This is a genomic window from Candidatus Desulfosporosinus nitrosoreducens (assembly GCF_030954495.1).
Lineage (GTDB): Bacteria > Bacillota > Desulfitobacteriia > Desulfitobacteriales > Desulfitobacteriaceae > Desulfosporosinus > Desulfosporosinus nitrosoreducens.
This window is the reverse complement of record NZ_JAVHUW010000046.1, coordinates 59,390-75,968: the sequence shown is the minus strand read 5'-3', so window position 1 is coordinate 75,968 and position 16,579 is coordinate 59,390. Positions and strand designations below refer to the sequence as shown.

Genomic DNA, 16,579 nt, shown 5'->3' with positions numbered 1-16,579 from the left:
TGCCGCGATTTTAGCACAATAAGGGGTTGATATAATGAAAGAGATTCAGGCCGCTGAAATTGTTTCAGCTGTCCAAGAACTTTGTATAGAAGCCAACTATGATTTGGGTTCAGATATTATGAATGGGTTTCGCAAAGCCCTTAAAGATGAAGCTTCGCCTTTGGGCCAAGAGGTGTTGGAGTGTCTTATAGAAAATGCCCAAATTGCTCACGACGAGAGGGTTCCGATGTGTCAAGATACCGGGATGGCAGTACTTTTTGTTGAAATAGGCCAGGATTTGCACGTGGTTGGCGGCGGGCTTACGGAAGCGATCAATGAAGGAGTCCGTCAGGGGTATGAGAAGGGATTTTTGCGCAAATCCGTTGTCAAAGATCCCTTTGACCGGGTAAATACCGGGGATAACACACCGGCAATCATTCATTATGAGATTGTTCCTGGCGATACTCTGCACCTTGTTGCCGCTCCCAAGGGGTTTGGGAGTGAAAATATGGGTGGGCTAAAAATGTGTAAGCCGTCTGAAGGACTTGAAGGTGCTATGCAATTTGTTGTGGATACGGTTGATCGGGCAGGGGGAAACCCTTGTCCTCCGATTATTGTCGGAGTCGGAGTAGGCGGGACCATGGAAAAGGCCACTTTTTTGGCCAAGAAAGCCTTGCTGCGGGAAGTAGGAAGGCCTAATCAGGAAGAACGCCTGGCGAAGATCGAAGAAGAACTCCTGAGACGCATTAATCGGTTAGGTATAGGTCCTCAAGGCTTTGGCGGCCTAACGACCGCCCTGGCCGTTAACCTGGAAGTGTATCCCACTCATATTGCGGGTATGCCTGTTGCCGTAAATATTGGCTGTCATGCTACGCGCCATAAGGAAGTTACTTTGCAAGGGAGGGAGAGCAAGTGAGTGAGGTAAAGCGCCTTGAAACTCCCCTGACTCAGGAAAAGCTCAAGGAATTACACGCCGGAGATAATATTTTGCTTAGCGGCGTGATTTATACAGGGCGGGATGCAGCTCATAAGAAAATGGTCGAAGCGCTGGAACAGGGTTTGGAATTGCCCTTTGACGTGAAAGATCAAATCATTTATTTTGTAGGACCGACACCGGCCAAAGAGGGACAAGTGATCGGCTCGGCCGGACCGACAACAAGCGGCCGGATGGATGCTTATTCTCCCAAGCTGATTGCGCGAGGGTTAACGGGAATGATTGGCAAGGGGCTGCGCAGTTTAGAGGTCATAGAAGCTATGCAAAAACACGGCGCCGTTTATTTGGGGGCAATTGGGGGCGCGGGTGCTCTCATTGCGAAACGTATTGTTTCATCCGAAGTGATTGCTTATCCGGAACTGGGACCGGAAGCGGTCAGACGGTTAGTCGTAAAGGATTTTCCAGCCATTGTAATTATTGATCATAACGGGGTAAATCTTTATGAGAGCGGGAAGGCGCAATATAGAAAGGATTAGCCTTGGAAAAGGTCACAAAAGCTTCACAATTTCTTAAGGAACAGACAAAGATTTTACGATATAATAAGATAATACTGGAAATCCTGATAGGAGTTGCTGGAGCATGAATAGTTGCCCTTTTTGTGGCGCACGTGAAGTAGGCCGGATTGGCCGCGAACGTTATTATTGTCGTGACTGTTGCCATGAATGGACCAGAGGGGGCGGAGAGGTCAAGATTTACGAAGTCATGTCCGACGGGTCGGTAGAACCGTTGATCACGGAATGTGAACCTATTTCCCGCGTTGTTTCTCGCCCTGCAGTCCGACGTGCCGGATGAAATCCATTTCCGTAGGATGGATGTACAAAGTAGTTTTTACACAATACTTAATAAATGCTTAAGAATGTACATGATAAAAAATAAGGCAAGCTGACGAAAGAGAGCCACGGGCTCTCTTTCGTGTATGAGAAATATATTGGAATTGAGCAATACAGGCAGGATTTTGCCAGTTGATTATAGAATCGTCATCTTAATGTAGAATTATTTTAAATTTAGGATTACATTTTGTGATCACTGAAAGAAAGGGATGATCTTGTTGATACATTTGCACCAGTTTGATTTGAGCGAATCTATCCAATTGTTGAAATTCAACCCTGAACAGTTGGCACTTCTTAGAGAGGTTCGGCTGGTTATCGAGAAAGATGTCGATGAGATCATTGACAATTTTTATGCTCATATTTTAACTCTTCCCGGTCTTAAGGCTATTATTGATAAATTCTCATCTGTGGAAAAGTTAAAAATCACTATGAAGAAGTATTTATTATCTTTGTGCCCGGAAAAAATAGATGAAGAGTTTATGCAGTGGCGGGTGGTCATTGGTGAAGTTCACAACCGGATTAATTTGCCGCCTTTTTACTATCTGAGTGCTAATCAGGTTTTGTGTGATGAGGTTATTCCTAGAATTTTTAAATATTTTCGCAAGAAAACCGATCAAGCCATCCTGTCCAGTCTTGCTTTTAAAAGAATCCTGAGTTTTGACCAGCAAGTAGTTATGGCGAGCTATATTCAATCCTATATGAATGAGATTGACAAGAAGGCAGAATTGGAAAAGGCCCTTTATGATATCGACAGTCTGCAGCGGAGAGTTAATGAAGCTAGTCAAGCCTTGGCGGCAACTTCGGAAGAAACGGCAGCTTCAGCGGCAGAAATGAATGAAGCAACTACTCAAATCTCCCATAATGCCTCTGAGGCTGCGGAATTCTCCCGTCAAGTGGATGCTTTGGCCCAGGAAGGCGCGAGGAAAATCCAGATGATTGCAGATACTATTTTGCGCCTGGCAGGTATGACCTCTGAAATGCAGGAAAAAATGAACGAGTTGGATCAAAGCTCAGCTCGAATTGCCTCTGTTACGGATGTGATTAAAGAAATAGCTTCTCAAACTAATTTGCTGGCCTTAAACGCTGCCATCGAAGCGGCGCGCGCCGGCGACAGCGGTCGAGGTTTTGGAGTGGTCGCCGAGGAGGTTAAGAAGCTTGCCACCCATTCGGAACAGTCTGTGCGGGAAATCAGTTCCCTCATTGCCATTACGAAACAAAATACGGTTGCTGTGAACCAGTCAATTGTTCAGACAACCGATGCCATGCAGAGCGCGGCGGTGGAAGCGGGAGAAGTGGTTAACCGTTTTGGCGAGATTATGTCGGCTATCAATTCCAGTATTCAACAAGTACAAGGAATCGCTCAACAAATTGACGCCTTGGCCCTGACAGCGGGTCAAATAGGAGCGGCCTCTGAAGATGTTGCTAATTCAGCAACGTCACTAGCTCAAATGGGACTGAGAGAATAGTGAGTATAAGAGCACGGGTAAGGGACGGCATTAAAAGACCGTCCCTTTAATAATGTATTCTGCCCAAGTTTCGTCCTGAGTGCGTTTGATTTGTTTTTATGGTAAAGTGGAGATAATGTATATTGAAGAAAGGGCGATTAGTTTGTTTTACCCCTTTGAAATGGAACATTATCTTGAAACGCTTTTAGGGGAAAGAGATCCTTTATTAAGAGAAATGGAAGAACAGGCTCTCCAAGAAACTATTCCGGTGGTGACGCCAATGGTGGGGAACTTTCTCAATCTGCTGGTAACCATGAGCAGAGCTCAAGCAGTTTTGGAGATTGGGACCGCGATTGGATATTCTACAATTTGGCTGACTCGCGCTGTTAAGAAAAATAGGGGGCATGTCACGACGATCGATATGAATAGAGATCGTTTGAACAGGGCTATTCAGTATTTTGAACGTGCCGAGCTAAAAAAATACATTACAGCCTTAGATGGGGATGCCCGGAAAATCCTTCCTCAGCTGCCTTCAACCTTTGACTTTGTCTTTATTGATGCCGCTAAAGGTGAGTACTTGGATTACTTAAATCTTGTCTATCCCTTAATAGTTCCCGGTGGAGTACTGGTAGTTGACAATGTGCTTTTTCGGGGTTGGGTGGTTCCCAATACTACCTTCGCGCCTAAATATGAGCGTATGGTAGGGAGATTACGCCAATTTTTAGAGGAACTCAGCCGAAATCCGGAATTTACAACGACAGTATTGCCTTTTGGGGATGGAGTGTCTGTCAGCCGTAAGATTGACGTTAGCCGTCAATAAAATAGAATTCCTAATGAAGAGAGAAGTGATAGGACAAACAATGTCCCAGGGGATGAGAAGATCTGTAAAGCAGCGATATAAAGAAATTGATATTCTCAGAGCGATAGCTATTGCTTTAATGGTTCTATTTCACTTTGTTTATGATCTTAAAGAGTTTGCCGGTGTGAATATCGACTATCAAGCGCCCTTTTGGTTTACCATCGGCAAGGCATCCGCACTTCTCTTTATTGGATTATCCGGTCTGTCAAGCGGTTTGAGCCGTTCGCCGGTTCGGCGGGGTTATAAAGTTTTGCTTTGTGCAATGTTTATCAGTGCAGTGACCTATCTCTTTCTGCGGGAGGAGTATATCCGTTTCGGAATTCTGCATTTTTTAGGTGTTTCCATGATCTTGTCCCCTTTGCTTCAAAAGTTGTCGTCACGCAAGCTGATGATCTCGGCTTGCGTGATAGCTGTCCTGGGGTTTTGGTTTGCAACACTTACGGTTAAAACAAGTCTTTTGCTTCCCCTGGGTTTGATGTACGAAGGTTTCGGCACCATTGATTATTACCCGCTTTTTCCTTATCTCGCGGTAACCATATTAGGAATCCTGGCGTACCGACGTTTCTACGCTTTCCGTATAGTGAGCTTAAGTACTCCGTTTCGGGCTGCAGCGCTGTGGGTTCAATGGCTGAGCCGAAACTCTTTAGGAATTTATCTGGTTCATCAGCCGGTTTTTTTGTTGGCGATATTCCTGATTAACCGCCGGAGGTTTTAGAAGGCATTAAAGGTTTAATTAAATATAGTAAGGAAGGAACGTGCGTTGACTATGTTTGTGCATGAACATTTGATGCAGGCAGTCTATTTTGCTCCCCGGGGGAGAAAACGCTTGCTTTTTTTAGGGACGAATATTCAACAACGCTATCTGAGTCCGGAAGACAAGCTTATTGGGTTCGTTGGGGACGCCGGGGCAGGGAAGTCCCTGCTTATTCGCGGTATGTTTCCCGGACTGGAATTGACGAACGATGATGACGGCATTAATATTCGGCCGCTGCCGTTAATGGAAGATGCGGAGCGCGGACATTTCCGCTGTCACACCTACCATTTAGACGTGCGTTTTGAGTCGGCTTTTACTCAGCCCTGGAAAATAGCTGAGGCGATTCAGAAGGCTATTAACTGCGGGCACCGGGTAGTTGTCGAGCATTTCGATCTGGTGTATTCTTATTTGGGCGCTAATGCGGAAGTTTTGATTGGAGTTGGGGAAGAAGTTATTGTTACGCGTCCGACGGTATTCGGGCCGGAACCTAAAAGTATTGCGGATATTGTCTTTGATTCCATAAAATTCCGCCGTATGGCTCACAGCGCAGAAGATATAACCTCTATGATTCTTGAGGAAATGGGCTTAGAAAAGCCTGAGGTGCATAGTGATATTAAGCACGGCTTTGTCTTAGAATTGCCTGAAAAACCGGATATTGATCTGGACCTGGTGGAAGAACGTGTTTTGGATTTAATTAAAGCGGATTTTCCGATTTGTTTTGCGGATGATGAACATATCCGAGTCGGAGAAATGATGTACCCTTGTACAGGTCCGCGCATTCATATTCGTCGCACAAGTGAGATTAAGGGGTTTCACCTCTTAAAAGAATTTCGGTTTGATCCCATTGCCAAGTTGTATACTATCGCCGGAATCGTTGGAGAGGCAGCGATGCCTACACGTTCTATTGATTTGTTTGGCGGTAGGAATCAAAACCTTTAAGTGTACTTTAAAGAATTGGTCTGTGTAAAATTGGCATTTTTTTAGCCGTTCTGGTAAACTAAACAAGTAAAATGATTGTGTTGAGAAAGGTTAGGGTTTCATTATGCAACGTTCATACAGCCGGGCCGCGGATGCCTTGCGGCCTATTAAAATTTCGCGGCAATTCACGAATGTACCGGAAGGTTCGGTACTCATTGAGGTTGGAGAGACCAGGGTTTTGTGTACGGCCAGTATTGAGGAAAAAGTGCCGCCTTTCCAAAAAGGAACGGGAAAAGGTTGGGTGACTGCCGAATATGCCATGATTCCCCGGGCTACCCAGACCAGGACTCAACGTGAGGCGACTAAAGGGAAACTTACCGGCCGGACGATGGAGATCCAACGCCTGATTGGCCGGGCCCTGAGATCTGTCGTTGATTTGAAAAAATTAGGAGAACGCACGATCTGGCTGGATTGCGACGTACTGCAAGCCGATGGTGGAACAAGGACCGCTTCTATTACAGGTGCTTACGTGGCTATGGTTGACGCGGTGCAGTTTTTACTGGAAAAGAAACTGATCAGGACTAACCCTGTTGTAGATACGCTGGCCGCGGTTTCCGTCGGCAAAGTTCTGGGGACACCGGTATTAGATTTGGATTATGAAGAAGATTCGAAAGCAGAAGTGGATATGAATGTGGTTATGACCGGCGCGGGAAAGTTTGTGGAAATTCAAGGAACCGCAGAAGAAATTCCCTTTGACCGCACAGATCTCGACGTATTTTTACAGCTTGCTGAGAAGGGAATCCGTTCACTCATGGAGGTTCAGAAGTCGGCGGTGGAGACGACTTCATGAAAATAATTTTAGCCACTCAAAACCAGGGTAAGGTACGTGAGCTGAGAGACCTGATTGACGATGAAGGAATCGAAGTAATCTCTTTGCAGGATATTTCTGACTGGGAAGATGTAGAGGAAAACGGAGAGACTTTTGCTGAAAATGCCGCAATTAAGGCGCGAGCCGCTGTCCGGAGAACAGGCTTAATTGCGCTGGCAGATGACTCCGGCTTAGAAGTCGATGCGCTGGAGGGTGCTCCAGGTGTATTTTCTGCTCGCTTTGCCGGGGAGCCTAAGGACGATGAGCGCAATAATGACAAGCTTTTAAGTTTATTGGAGAGAGTTCCGGAGGAAAAGAGAACAGCCCGTTTCCGATGTGCCTTGATTATGGCAACTCCAAATGGGGAAGAATATCTCACTGAGGGAACAGTTGAAGGAAAGATCTTGGGGCAACGTCGGGGAGCGGATGGGTTCGGCTATGATCCGGTATTTTTTGTACCGGGGCTTGGACGAACTATGGCGGAGCTAACATTAGAGGAGAAAAATAATTTGAGCCACAGGGCGCAGGCTTTTCACGCAATGATCCCTATTTTGCACAATTTGAAAGAGCGAGAATAAACAACAGGAACTCAATAATCCTTAAGTAACTATGCTTGCATAGTCTGGAGATTTTTTTGGCGATTGTGGTCAGGACCTGAATTAGACACGATTTCTAACATCCAAATTTTACAAAGGCCACATTTAGTCACCCAAAATATAGACATTAATCCTTGACGAATTCTTTAAGATAAGCTATACTAATCAAGTCACCAATCGGGGCATAGCGCAGCTTGGCTAGCGCGCCTGCCTTGGGAGCAGGAGGCCGGGGGTTCGAATCCCTCTGCCCCGACCATTATTCCCAACTTGTCTAGGTTTAGGAGTAACCTGGGTTGACAATCGTAACTCTAAACTGCGCCTGTAGCTCAGTTGGATAGAGCATCTGCCTTCTAAGCAGATTGTCGGGGGTTCGAGTCTCTCCAGGCGCACCAATTAATTACAGTGTACTATGGTGGGTGTGGCGAAGTGGTCAACGCACCGGGTTGTGGCTCCGGCATTCGTGGGTTCGAAACCCATCACCCACCCCATAACGTAAACGAGCACTAGGATTTTTCCTAGTGTTTTTTGATATTTAAATTTTTTAGCTTCTAACTTACTTAGGAATGTTGCTTAGCCAAAAGTATTATCCGAGGTGAAAGGATACCCGAACATAGAGTATAATACGTTCATGCTCAATAATAAACTATATCCTCCTAGGAAAAGATGATTGGACTAAACATAACATAGATTGTTAGGGACAATACTAGAATAAAGAATTATAGTCACAGCTTCAGAATGCGGGAGAATCGGCTAATAGTTAACTTCTTTCACGATGAGGCCAAAAAGGAGAGAAGGATTGATGACTCAAAGAGTGGGAGACCAACGCAATCTCCGGAAGTATAGCTGGACGGCTTTGATTATCGTTGCTTTTGTCGTCTTGCTTGCTGCTTTTTTCTATTATGATCGACAAAACCGGGTTTCCGACATTATTCAAGCTTGGGGAATCTGGGGAGTTTTTCTGGCGATTCTTTTAATGGCAGCGATTTGTATGACGCCAATACCGTCCGAAGGTTTGGTCATAATGTTTCTGAAAATTTTCGGAGTATACGAGGGAGTTTTTTTTGCTTGGGTTGGTTCTACGCTAAGTTCATTAGTAATTTTTGTTCTTGTGCGCTGTTATGGTCAAACGTTGATGCAAAAACTGATTTCCCCGGAACGATTTAATACTGTTGACCATTGGGTCAAAGGTAAAGGATCTTTTGGCCTTTTGGTAGCGCGCTTACTTCCTATTCCTGCCTTTGCCGTTAATTACATAGCGGGTGCAATGCCTTCGATGGAGCTTTGGACTTATCTTTGGACAGCGGCAGTATCTATGATCCCCTATTATGTCGGAACAGCCTTTGTATTTTTAGGTGTAGCTCAGTCAACTTGGCTTTGGCTTGCTTTAGGGTTCGGAGCCCTCGTTTTATTCTGGGGCACAGGATATCTCTTAAATAGAAGGAGAACAGTGATGTAATATGCTATACTGATCTCAGCAAGAATAGAGTAGGGGAGAGAAACTGTTGAGCCGTGCTAAACCGAATCCTGACGATTTTCGTCGTTTCAACGGATATGCTATGATAACCTTTGTGGGCATATTTCTGTTCCTGCCAATTATCTGGTTTCTTCATTTGTTCTCACATAATTCAAGGCTATATTTCCTGTGGGGAATCAGCTCGCTCGTCTTGTTTGTGGTCAATGTGATTTTTTACTATTGGGAATATCCTCAGGATTGGCTGAAGAATTTACTAGCGTTAATTGGAATCGATTTAATTATCTTATTTGCTGAGTATTTTTTGTTGATGCAAAGTATGGGATAAAAGTTAAAATACAAAATTTTAAAATACAGGCTTGCCTTCTCACTAGATCTATGGTACTATACGTTTCAGTGTTACATGATCATTGTCATAACATGCGGGAGTGGCGGAACTGGCAGACGCGCTGGATTTAGGTTCCAGTGGGCAACCGTGCAGGTTCAAGTCCTGTCTCCCGCACCAATATTTATTAGGCTTAAGTAGAATCCTCTGTCAAACCGTCTGGATTTAGACGGTTTAACAGAGGATTTTTTGTGTTGAAACGAATTCAAAAAACTTAATAAGGATTTTCGGCGGGAAGATGTCTTTCCCGGCCTTTATGGTTTAGAGCCTTTTACTCCCTTACTTTTTACGGTATACTTTGTTATATCAATCAGTCATTTCTTACAGAAAGGGTTTTCATAAATGCATAGTCCAATCTAAGCATACGCAAAACGGTTTAGTGCACTATCTTCTGATGGTGTCGTTTTGTTGTGCTTAATATTGAAGAGAGGACTATTTTTTATGAAGTCAAAACGAAATATTGGGCTTATGTATACCATTGCTCTTTTACAGGGAATGGTATTCTATGGGCCAATCGCCACTTTATATCGCCAGGCAGCCGGGATATCAATTTTTCAAATTACGATCATTGAAAGTATTTCCCTAATTGTTTGCCTGTTGCTTGAACTTCCTTGGGGCATCATTGCTGATAAAGTCGGATACAAAAATACCCTGATTTTCTGCTGCGTACTGTATTTCTTTTCTAAAATCGTATTCTGGCGGGCCAATGGATTCGCGGCTTTCCTCCTGGAACGGATTATGCTGAGTATTGTGATCGCCGGTATGTCAGGTGTTGATACCAGCATTCTGTATATTTCCGCAGAAGCAGGTAATTCTCAAAAGATATTTGGAATCTACAACAATTTACAGACGGCAGGCGTGCTTTTTGCCGCACTCGTTTACTCCCTTTTTGTCAAGGGGGACTATCGCCTTGCTGGTTTCCTCACTGTCATCAGTTATGGTATTGCTGCAATGGTTTCCTTTGGATTGGTCGAAGTAAAAAATGCTAACGAAACACACAAGATTAATTTGAAAGAACTCGCTGCCATGGTTCGATTGATTATTACGAATAAACGGTCTGCGCTATTTTTGATCGGAGTTGCGTTACTGAATGAGACGCACCAGACGGTAACTGTCTTTTTAAATCAGCTCCAATATGTAAGATGCGGCTTGTCTGATGCAGCAATAGGATATAGTTACATCGGCGTTACAATCGTTGGCATGACCGGTATATTTTCCGGAAGACTTACAGGCAAGCTCGGTGTCGTGCCATTGGCCTCCATTTTGTATGGGATGGCCGTTGTGGCGTGCCTGATTTTAGCTATAGTGAGTAACGCGTGGCTGTCTGTTGCCGCCATTGTTCTTTTACGTGTCAGTTTCAGCCTGCTTCAGCCACTGCAAATGGACGTACAAAACAAACGAGTAGTTATGCAAAATAGAGCTACAGAATTGAGTATTAACTCGCTGTTTATTGATTGTGTAGGGGTGGGAACGAACTTGGTATACGGAAAGCTTGCGGCTATTAATTTGTCGATGGCTCTGTTTATAGGCGCGGCTCTGTGCCTAATTGGCTATTTATGTATTCGTATAGATAACTTCCATCGGCAAGACAATAAAGAGGAGAAATTAATCGTTGAATAAAAGTTATAGTAAAATCAAGATCATTATTTGGAGAGAACTGTCATCAATACATCATCTCCGAAAATTGAAAAAGAAATAGTTGCTATATGATTATCTTTTTGGGCCACGAAATTGATAACCGGCGTTTCTTCAGTGATCGTCCATCCATCTTTCTCCAAAATAGCTTTGTAAGCGTCAAATACAACGGCATCTTTGGAATTATGGATAATGTATTTTGCCTTTACAAGCGGTTCATCGGCAGTTGCGGGAAAATACTCATTTGCTTGAACCCAATGGTAAGATGGAAGATAAGGAAATTCCTCAGTGTAAGAAGGGGAACTGACCACATTATTAGTAGTGGACTGTCCCTGACTATTATTTTTACTCCCGGTTAATCTTGAAAATATATTTTTCATTATAAATTCACCTCAAAAATTTGTTTGATATCTGCAAAATTATAAACATGTCCGGGTTAAGATGTCAACGGAAAGGAGAGCCTAATCGCCCTCCTTTTTAAAATTATCCACTAAATTAACTGGCTATTGTCAACCTTTAGTACGTTTTTTTTGCTCCTTTTTTGTTTCGCCTAATCGTTCTACCTGGGGTTCATACATTTCGTTTTTAATCTCTTGAAAATGCTGTTCTACCTCGGGATATTTATTCGCTAAAACTTCTCGTCTTGTTTCATTCTTGCTCAAAAGGACCCCTCCTTAGAATTTTTTAAATTTGTTCTCTTTAACAGTATTTCCTGTATTGAAGGAATAATGTTTGGGATATTTTGATATTTACCAAACAAAATCAAGAGAATAAACTAAAAGGGCATCGATAAGTCGAAGCCCTCATGAGGATAACGAATACTTATTTTGATTGTACCGTTAATTTCACATCACTGCCGAAAATTTGAACTTTAACATTTGCTATATGACTTTCTTTTTTCGCTGAGAAACTAACAACTGCCTGCTCTTGCGTAATAGTCCAGCCGTCTTTTTTAAAGATAGCTTCATAATTCTGATAGACCTTGGTATCGGTTGTATTGGGAATAATATATATGGCTGCAGCGTATTGATCCTTTGAGCCGGCAGGGGCGTATGCAGCTGCAGCTGTGCTGTTATACGATGGAAGATAGGGGAATTCTTTGGTATAAGTTATTTTATTGTCAGTTGAAGTATTGGTGTTGGTGTTAGTATTAGTTTGACCGGGATTGTTAGTTCCGCAGGAAACCAGGGCAACCAGTAAAATCGACAATGTTAAAAAATAAAGCAGTTTTTTCAGCATTTGATTAATCACCTCAATAGTTTCTTAACATTATCAAATTTTAACACTTTGGTAGGAGATGTCAAATAAATATGGACAAAACAGAAGGGACGCAAACGAAACCAAAATTTCGTCACGTCCCTCAACGTTTTTTTGTTTAGAAGATAACGCCTAAAGCGATAAGAATCAAGATCGCGATAGCAATGATACCGACGCCTATACAACCGCCGGTACCGCAGGTCGGAGCAGGAGCACAACATGCTCCACCCATACCGTAGCCCATTCCGTACATCATTATTTCCCCCTTTTCTCTAAATTTAGAATACGATTCCCATTGCGATAAGCAAAAGAATAATTACGACGACAGCTGCGATTCCAGCACCAAAGCCACGTCCTGTTCCGCAAGCACCATCAACAGCTCCAAATGCCATGTGCATTTCCTCCTTTACCAGAGATAATTCATGATATGCAAAATAGGGATAATATGTAACAAAATGGAATTTATTTTATCCGGACAAAAAGCTCTTGCGCAATGTTAAGCTGTTTGCTTAAATGGAATGGAGATGCAGATTGCAGCACTGGAAAACTAAGACATAAAGGCGATAGTCTCCGGAGACTATCGCCAAAATCCTATCCCATATTTTTGGAACAGAGTGCTCAATGTTTTATGTAAGGGGTCCCGTAAAATTAGCTTGAGTTTATAAGACGTTTTCAATAGTAAGCTTTTCAGTATCTGAAATATGCTGGATTAGCAACTCTAAATCAGAAATCTCACCAAGAGACAGGGAAAGATTTCGGGTCACTAGATATTTATTGAGCCGATAGAGGCTTAGGTCAATTCTGTCAATTTCCTGATGATCGAGGAGAATGGTCCACCAGGTTTTATTATTATCCCAATGCTGTTGGGCAGCGGTCAATTCTTTTTCCGCAGTGTCCCACTGTTGGCTGGAAATAGACTGTTCAAGCGTGTCAAGTTGGGAGCCGATGGTTTGAGTTGTTCCCTGAATATAACGATAAGACGCCAAGGAGCCGCCAAATAATAGAACTAAAATTGTCAAGATTATCGGCAAAGTGCGCAATAGATTTCACCTCACTTTTTTGTGCTGCCCAAAAGTAAAAGTCTTGTTTACAGACTTTCCACAGGCCCTCGCCCTCGCCAGCTCAATACAGGCCAAGTTTTCTCCGCAGTTTACGAGCGGTTCTTGGCTTGGACAAAGAGCGTATTCGAAGTATCTAAACTGGCTAGGAAGACATCTTCTACGCGGTTGATGTTGTACTTTTTCAACTCGTTCATAAGCCAATTTAAGTCTTTATTTCCTTGCTGAAGATTTCTTTGATTTAAGGCGCCGTCCATAATCAAAGTTAAAGGGAGTCCTTCATATTGGGTTTTTAACATAAAATCCTTGGGAATTGTGGGCCTATTCTGGGACTTGGGAAAAACACTTAGCTGCCCGTTGGTTTCCAGGACGGCAAATTCGACGTCGGCGATGTTCGGCACGTTCTTTATACGCAGCTCTTCGAGCAGGTCGGTGAGACTATAACGGTTTTTTTTCAGTTCCTGCTCTAAGATTTTTCCTCGCTCGATAAGTATGCTGGGCGAACCACAAAGGACTGTCCTGGCCCGTTCGCTCTTTAAAGAAATCCAAGCCAGGGTGACACTGGCTAAGAGAAGCACCATAATGGGAATAATACCACTGAGAAGAGGAATGCCAACATTTTCGGTAGGAATAGCGGCAAGTTCGGAAATCATAATAATAACGACAAGTTCATAAGGCTGAAGCTGGCCGATTTCTCTCTTTCCCATCAAGCGCAGGGCTATAATGACCAAGGTATACAAAATAATGGTTCTGAGCACAACAATGATCATTTCCGTACTCCTTTTTGACTTAAAGTTGTGAATGCCTGGCGCTTGGCGAAGCATTTCGCAAAATTTATATTACCCCAAATAATATGAGTTATTCCCAATTTAACAATTGGTCTCCAGAATTTGGTGAACTGCAGATTTCACGTTATAATGATTAGGAACAGAGGTTCAGGATTGGTTAGTCATCTTATCGCAGATTCTGAAAAAGATCAGGCGGTTAACGAGGAGGTTTGTTCGTGGAACAATTAAATGTGCTGATTTTTTCGGCGTCCTTTGGCGCCGGGCATGTGCGGGCAGCAGACGCTATTATTGAAGCGTTGCGCGCTAAGAACCCGAACGTTAAAATTACCCACCTGGATTTTGGGGCCTTTCTTAGCAAGACATTTAATTCTGTAGTTAAAAATACTTATATTGAGCTTATCAAACACACTCCCAGGCTCTGGGGAAAATTTTACTATCGTACTTCCAAAATTCCTCCAGGTTCTTTATTCCAACGCTTTTTGAATGGTCTTGGCCGCCGGGAGTTTGTGAGATTTATTCAGGTTTTACAACCTGATCTCGTCATTTGCACGTATCCTACAGTAGCAGGTGTTTTAGCACGGCAAAGACTAAAAGGAGTCCTCAATGTTCCTTTGGTGACGGTGGTAACAGACTATGCGGTACATAGCCAATGGATTCATCCCGGGGTAGATCATTACATCGTAGGGTGTGAGGGAGTTTATGAAGGGTTAGTGGCCCGCGGAATTGCCCCCCAATCGATTCAGGTCAGCGGAATCCCGGTAAGTCCTAAGTTTGAGCTAAAATTGGACCGTCAGGAAATTTTAAGAAAGCTGGACATGAATCCTGACCTCCCGACGGTGTTGGTGATGGGCGGAGCTTATGGGGTTTTAGGCGGTGCTAAATGGATCTGCAAGATCCTTTCGGAGACTTCAATCCCTGTGCAAAGTATTGTTGTCTGCGGGCAGGATGAAAAATTGTATAAGGCTTTAGATTCTTTAGTTGAAGAGTGTAAGAACCCGGTGGCTCGCTTTGGTTTTGTGAGAAACGTTGAGGAATTAATGAGTGCGGCAGATATAATTATTACTAAAGCAGGTGGTCTCACTGTTTCGGAAGCCCTGACTAAGCGCTTGCCCTTAGTTATTTTTAAACCGATTCCCGGACAGGAAGAAGAAAATGCCCTCTATTTGGAGAATATCGGTGCGGGTCGGGTCGCTCAGAACGAAGAAGAGTTGGAAAAAATCATTTTTAAGCTTTTAAAACATCCCGAGGATTTAGAGCGCATGCGCATAGCAGCAGCTAAGGCTGTTCCCGGCCATGCTGCGGAACTTGCCGTAGAGGGAATCCTGCAGCTTGTGGAAGATCGGCGCAGTGTCTCCAGGATTGGTTAGAAAATATGGACAAAGAAATAGGGGAAGAAATTGTGAAAGATGGAGAGGTAAAACATGGTCTGGGAAAATGTACTGCTTTGCCTTATCTTAAGTTTAGCCCTCTATACTGTAATCCCGGACTTCTTCCTTCATCGCTTAGGTCTTGGGAGCTGGAAACGCCAATTTAGCTCTGGTGTGGCTCTGACCTTTGATGATGGACCGGACCCAATGGTTACTCCGCGTTTGTTACAGGCTTTAAAGAGGCATAACATTTCCGCGACGTTTTTTGTTATTGCTGAAAAGGCGGCGGAATATCCGGAATTGGTCCGCTTAATCCTTGAGGAGGGGCATCAACTTGGGGTTCATTCTCTGCGCCATCGCTATGCCTGGTTCACTTCCCCCTGGAAAACCTGGCAAGAATGGACAGAGAGTTTACGCCTTCTGGAGCAGCTCACAGGGCAAAAAATAACTTGGATGCGTCCGCCTTGGGGGACCTTTAACCTCATGACTTGGTGGTGGCTAAAAAGACATGGCATGAAAGCGGTCTTATGGAATGTGGAAGGACATGATTGGCAAATCAAGCGTTCTCCTGAAGAAATAGTGGCTCGTATCATAAGCAAAGTTAATGAAGGATCTATTGTTGTTTTGCATGACAGCGGCGGCGACAGCGGAGCTCCGGAAAATACCCTGACTGCTTTAGACCTTTTAAATAAGCGGGTAATAAAAGATTTGAAATTGCCTTTTGTGCCGCTTGAATTTCCGAATTGGTCTCTTGGACAGCGTTTTATATTTCGGATCTGGGAAAAATGGGAACACTATTATGCCCGTAAACATCACGTGGAACGAGTCGATGCAACTAATATTTTTCGGTTGGAAAAAACAATTTATGAGGGCCCCAATCTTTATGACGACGCTGGAGAGCTGTTGGCGGAGAAAGGGGACCCGGTGGCGGAAATCCACATGGATAACGTTCGTCTTCAGGCCAAAGGCCAGGATATCCAGAAAATAGCCCTAAAAGCCCTGCGTCAGGCCCGGGCGTCTCTGCCCGATTTGGCCCGGTATATAACCGACAATCCGGGATATTCCCACATTAAGGTTTTTATGGGGGAGACCTTGATCTACCGGGGGGTTAAAGGTTTTGGTTTTGAAGTTCAAGAATTGCCCGAAACGTGGAGAAGTAAAGGCATTGCCTGGCTGCAAAGGATGATTATGCGCGTCTATCATCCGGCGGGTAAGGATCGTCCCAACGACCGTCTGGGCAATAAAACAAAACTGGTTTGGATTAGTCGCAACAGATTGCTTTCACATGCCGTCTCAGAAGGGAAGTCCGCTAAGCGCTAAAAACCTGATTGGATTATAAGAGATTGTTTTTGAAGATTAAAGAAATAGAGAGCAA

General features: G+C 43.8%; 20 protein-coding genes and 4 tRNA genes. 18 read left to right on the top strand and 6 right to left on the bottom strand.

The window, feature by feature from the left end; translation table 11 throughout:
* Positions 1 to 34 precede the first annotated feature (34 nt).
* The 16 genes from REC12_RS09675 (at position 35) to REC12_RS09600 (ending at position 10,719) form a co-directional block, all read left to right on the top strand.
* Positions 35 to 895 (top strand): fumarate hydratase, encoded by an 861-nt coding sequence (locus REC12_RS09675; RefSeq protein ID WP_308893935.1) that lies wholly within the window; start codon positions 35 to 37, stop codon positions 893 to 895.
* On the top strand, positions 892 to 1,449 hold the full coding sequence (locus REC12_RS09670; RefSeq protein WP_308893933.1) for a Fe-S-containing hydro-lyase: 558 nt from the start codon (positions 892 to 894) through the stop codon (positions 1,447 to 1,449). Before REC12_RS09675 ends, REC12_RS09670 begins: the two co-directional genes overlap by 4 nt.
* Positions 1,450 to 1,552: 103 nt before the next feature.
* The gene (locus REC12_RS09665) at positions 1,553 to 1,765 is read left to right on the top strand and encodes a YrzR-like zinc ribbon domain (protein ID WP_308893932.1); all 213 of its coding nucleotides are present in this window, start codon (positions 1,553 to 1,555) and stop codon (positions 1,763 to 1,765) included.
* 256 nt (positions 1,766 to 2,021) lie between these two features.
* The gene (locus REC12_RS09660; protein WP_308894029.1) at positions 2,022 to 3,269 is read left to right on the top strand and encodes a methyl-accepting chemotaxis protein; all 1,248 of its coding nucleotides are present in this window, start codon (positions 2,022 to 2,024) and stop codon (positions 3,267 to 3,269) included.
* A 115-nt stretch (positions 3,270 to 3,384) separates the two neighbouring features.
* Entirely contained in the window at positions 3,385 to 4,068 is a 684-nt protein-coding gene (locus tag REC12_RS09655) for an O-methyltransferase (protein ID WP_308893931.1), read from the top strand.
* A gap of 52 nt (positions 4,069 to 4,120) precedes the next feature.
* Positions 4,121 to 4,822, top strand: coding sequence for a heparan-alpha-glucosaminide N-acetyltransferase (locus tag REC12_RS09650; protein WP_374214196.1), 702 nt, complete (start codon positions 4,121 to 4,123; stop codon positions 4,820 to 4,822).
* 51 nt (positions 4,823 to 4,873) lie between these two features.
* Complete coding sequence (locus REC12_RS09645; RefSeq protein WP_308894028.1) at positions 4,874 to 5,800, top strand: alanine-tRNA synthetase second additional domain-containing protein; 927 nt, start codon at positions 4,874 to 4,876, stop codon at positions 5,798 to 5,800.
* A 103-nt stretch (positions 5,801 to 5,903) separates the two neighbouring features.
* Positions 5,904 to 6,629 (top strand): ribonuclease PH, encoded by a 726-nt coding sequence (gene rph / locus REC12_RS09640; RefSeq protein ID WP_308893928.1) that lies wholly within the window; start codon positions 5,904 to 5,906, stop codon positions 6,627 to 6,629.
* Positions 6,626 to 7,225: an XTP/dITP diphosphatase gene (locus REC12_RS09635; protein WP_308893926.1), complete on the top strand. Its 600-nt coding sequence runs from the start codon at positions 6,626 to 6,628 to the stop codon at positions 7,223 to 7,225. Before rph ends, REC12_RS09635 begins: the two co-directional genes overlap by 4 nt.
* Positions 7,226 to 7,421: 196 nt before the next feature.
* Positions 7,422 to 7,499: transfer RNA gene (locus REC12_RS09630), tRNA-Pro, on the top strand.
* A gap of 59 nt (positions 7,500 to 7,558) precedes the next feature.
* Positions 7,559 to 7,635 (top strand) — tRNA-Arg (locus tag REC12_RS09625).
* Positions 7,636 to 7,655: 20 nt separating this feature from the next.
* Positions 7,656 to 7,731: transfer RNA gene (locus REC12_RS09620), tRNA-His, on the top strand.
* 311 nt (positions 7,732 to 8,042) lie between these two features.
* Entirely contained in the window at positions 8,043 to 8,699 is a 657-nt protein-coding gene (locus tag REC12_RS09615; protein ID WP_308893925.1) for a TVP38/TMEM64 family protein, read from the top strand.
* A 46-nt stretch (positions 8,700 to 8,745) separates the two neighbouring features.
* Positions 8,746 to 9,042 (top strand): hypothetical protein, encoded by a 297-nt coding sequence (locus REC12_RS09610; protein ID WP_308893924.1) that lies wholly within the window; start codon positions 8,746 to 8,748, stop codon positions 9,040 to 9,042.
* A gap of 94 nt (positions 9,043 to 9,136) precedes the next feature.
* Positions 9,137 to 9,219, top strand: a tRNA-Leu gene (locus REC12_RS09605).
* 321 nt (positions 9,220 to 9,540) lie between these two features.
* Positions 9,541 to 10,719, top strand: coding sequence for an MFS transporter (locus REC12_RS09600; protein ID WP_308893922.1), 1,179 nt, complete (start codon positions 9,541 to 9,543; stop codon positions 10,717 to 10,719).
* A gap of 23 nt (positions 10,720 to 10,742) precedes the next feature.
* On the opposite strand, the gene REC12_RS09595 is transcribed toward REC12_RS09600, so the two are convergent.
* The 6 genes from REC12_RS09595 to REC12_RS09570 form a co-directional block, all read right to left on the bottom strand.
* Positions 10,743 to 11,114 carry a hypothetical protein gene (locus tag REC12_RS09595; RefSeq protein ID WP_308893920.1) on the bottom strand — a complete coding sequence of 124 codons (372 nt, stop codon included), beginning with the start codon at positions 11,112 to 11,114 and terminating at the stop codon, positions 10,743 to 10,745.
* Between the two features lie 129 nt (positions 11,115 to 11,243).
* Positions 11,244 to 11,396 (bottom strand): hypothetical protein, encoded by a 153-nt coding sequence (locus REC12_RS09590; RefSeq protein WP_308893919.1) that lies wholly within the window; start codon positions 11,394 to 11,396, stop codon positions 11,244 to 11,246.
* 160 nt (positions 11,397 to 11,556) lie between these two features.
* Positions 11,557 to 11,973, bottom strand: coding sequence for a hypothetical protein (locus tag REC12_RS09585; protein ID WP_308893918.1), 417 nt, complete (start codon positions 11,971 to 11,973; stop codon positions 11,557 to 11,559).
* Between the two features lie 136 nt (positions 11,974 to 12,109).
* Positions 12,110 to 12,247: a hypothetical protein gene (locus REC12_RS09580; protein WP_308894035.1), complete on the bottom strand. Its 138-nt coding sequence runs from the start codon at positions 12,245 to 12,247 to the stop codon at positions 12,110 to 12,112.
* Between the two features lie 403 nt (positions 12,248 to 12,650).
* Positions 12,651 to 13,031 (bottom strand): DUF4363 family protein, encoded by a 381-nt coding sequence (locus tag REC12_RS09575; protein WP_308893916.1) that lies wholly within the window; start codon positions 13,029 to 13,031, stop codon positions 12,651 to 12,653.
* A gap of 110 nt (positions 13,032 to 13,141) precedes the next feature.
* Positions 13,142 to 13,819: a DUF421 domain-containing protein gene (locus tag REC12_RS09570; protein ID WP_308893915.1), complete on the bottom strand. Its 678-nt coding sequence runs from the start codon at positions 13,817 to 13,819 to the stop codon at positions 13,142 to 13,144.
* Between the two features lie 233 nt (positions 13,820 to 14,052).
* Between REC12_RS09570 and REC12_RS09565 the strand changes: the two genes are divergently transcribed.
* Together REC12_RS09565 and REC12_RS09560 are read left to right on the top strand one after the other, a co-directional pair.
* Complete coding sequence (locus REC12_RS09565; protein WP_308893913.1) at positions 14,053 to 15,204, top strand: MGDG synthase family glycosyltransferase; 1,152 nt, start codon at positions 14,053 to 14,055, stop codon at positions 15,202 to 15,204.
* A gap of 54 nt (positions 15,205 to 15,258) precedes the next feature.
* On the top strand, positions 15,259 to 16,524 hold the full coding sequence (locus tag REC12_RS09560) for a polysaccharide deacetylase family protein (protein ID WP_308893912.1): 1,266 nt from the start codon (positions 15,259 to 15,261) through the stop codon (positions 16,522 to 16,524).
* The last annotated feature ends 55 nt before the right edge of the window (positions 16,525 to 16,579 follow it).

Excerpts from the sequence above, each read along its gene's own strand:
- REC12_RS09580 (WP_308894035.1), bottom strand. The coding sequence starts at position 12,247 with ATGATGTACGGAATGGGCTACGGTATGGGTGGAGCATGTTGTGCTCCT.
- REC12_RS09600 (WP_308893922.1), top strand. The coding sequence starts at position 9,541 with ATGAAGTCAAAACGAAATATTGGGCTTATGTATACCATTGCTCTTTTA.
- REC12_RS09650 (WP_374214196.1), top strand. The coding sequence starts at position 4,121 with ATGAGAAGATCTGTAAAGCAGCGATATAAAGAAATTGATATTCTCAGA.
- REC12_RS09665 (WP_308893932.1), top strand. The coding sequence starts at position 1,553 with ATGAATAGTTGCCCTTTTTGTGGCGCACGTGAAGTAGGCCGGATTGGC.
- REC12_RS09635 (WP_308893926.1), top strand. The coding sequence starts at position 6,626 with ATGAAAATAATTTTAGCCACTCAAAACCAGGGTAAGGTACGTGAGCTG.
- REC12_RS09645 (WP_308894028.1), top strand. The coding sequence starts at position 4,874 with ATGTTTGTGCATGAACATTTGATGCAGGCAGTCTATTTTGCTCCCCGG.
- REC12_RS09675 (WP_308893935.1), top strand. The coding sequence starts at position 35 with ATGAAAGAGATTCAGGCCGCTGAAATTGTTTCAGCTGTCCAAGAACTT.
- REC12_RS09615 (WP_308893925.1), top strand. The coding sequence starts at position 8,043 with ATGACTCAAAGAGTGGGAGACCAACGCAATCTCCGGAAGTATAGCTGG.
- rph (WP_308893928.1), top strand. The coding sequence starts at position 5,904 with ATGCAACGTTCATACAGCCGGGCCGCGGATGCCTTGCGGCCTATTAAA.
- REC12_RS09595 (WP_308893920.1), bottom strand. The coding sequence starts at position 11,114 with ATGAAAAATATATTTTCAAGATTAACCGGGAGTAAAAATAATAGTCAG.
- REC12_RS09560 (WP_308893912.1), top strand. The coding sequence starts at position 15,259 with ATGGTCTGGGAAAATGTACTGCTTTGCCTTATCTTAAGTTTAGCCCTC.
- REC12_RS09570 (WP_308893915.1), bottom strand. The coding sequence starts at position 13,819 with ATGATCATTGTTGTGCTCAGAACCATTATTTTGTATACCTTGGTCATT.
- REC12_RS09655 (WP_308893931.1), top strand. The coding sequence starts at position 3,385 with ATGTATATTGAAGAAAGGGCGATTAGTTTGTTTTACCCCTTTGAAATG.
- REC12_RS09585 (WP_308893918.1), bottom strand. The coding sequence starts at position 11,973 with ATGCTGAAAAAACTGCTTTATTTTTTAACATTGTCGATTTTACTGGTT.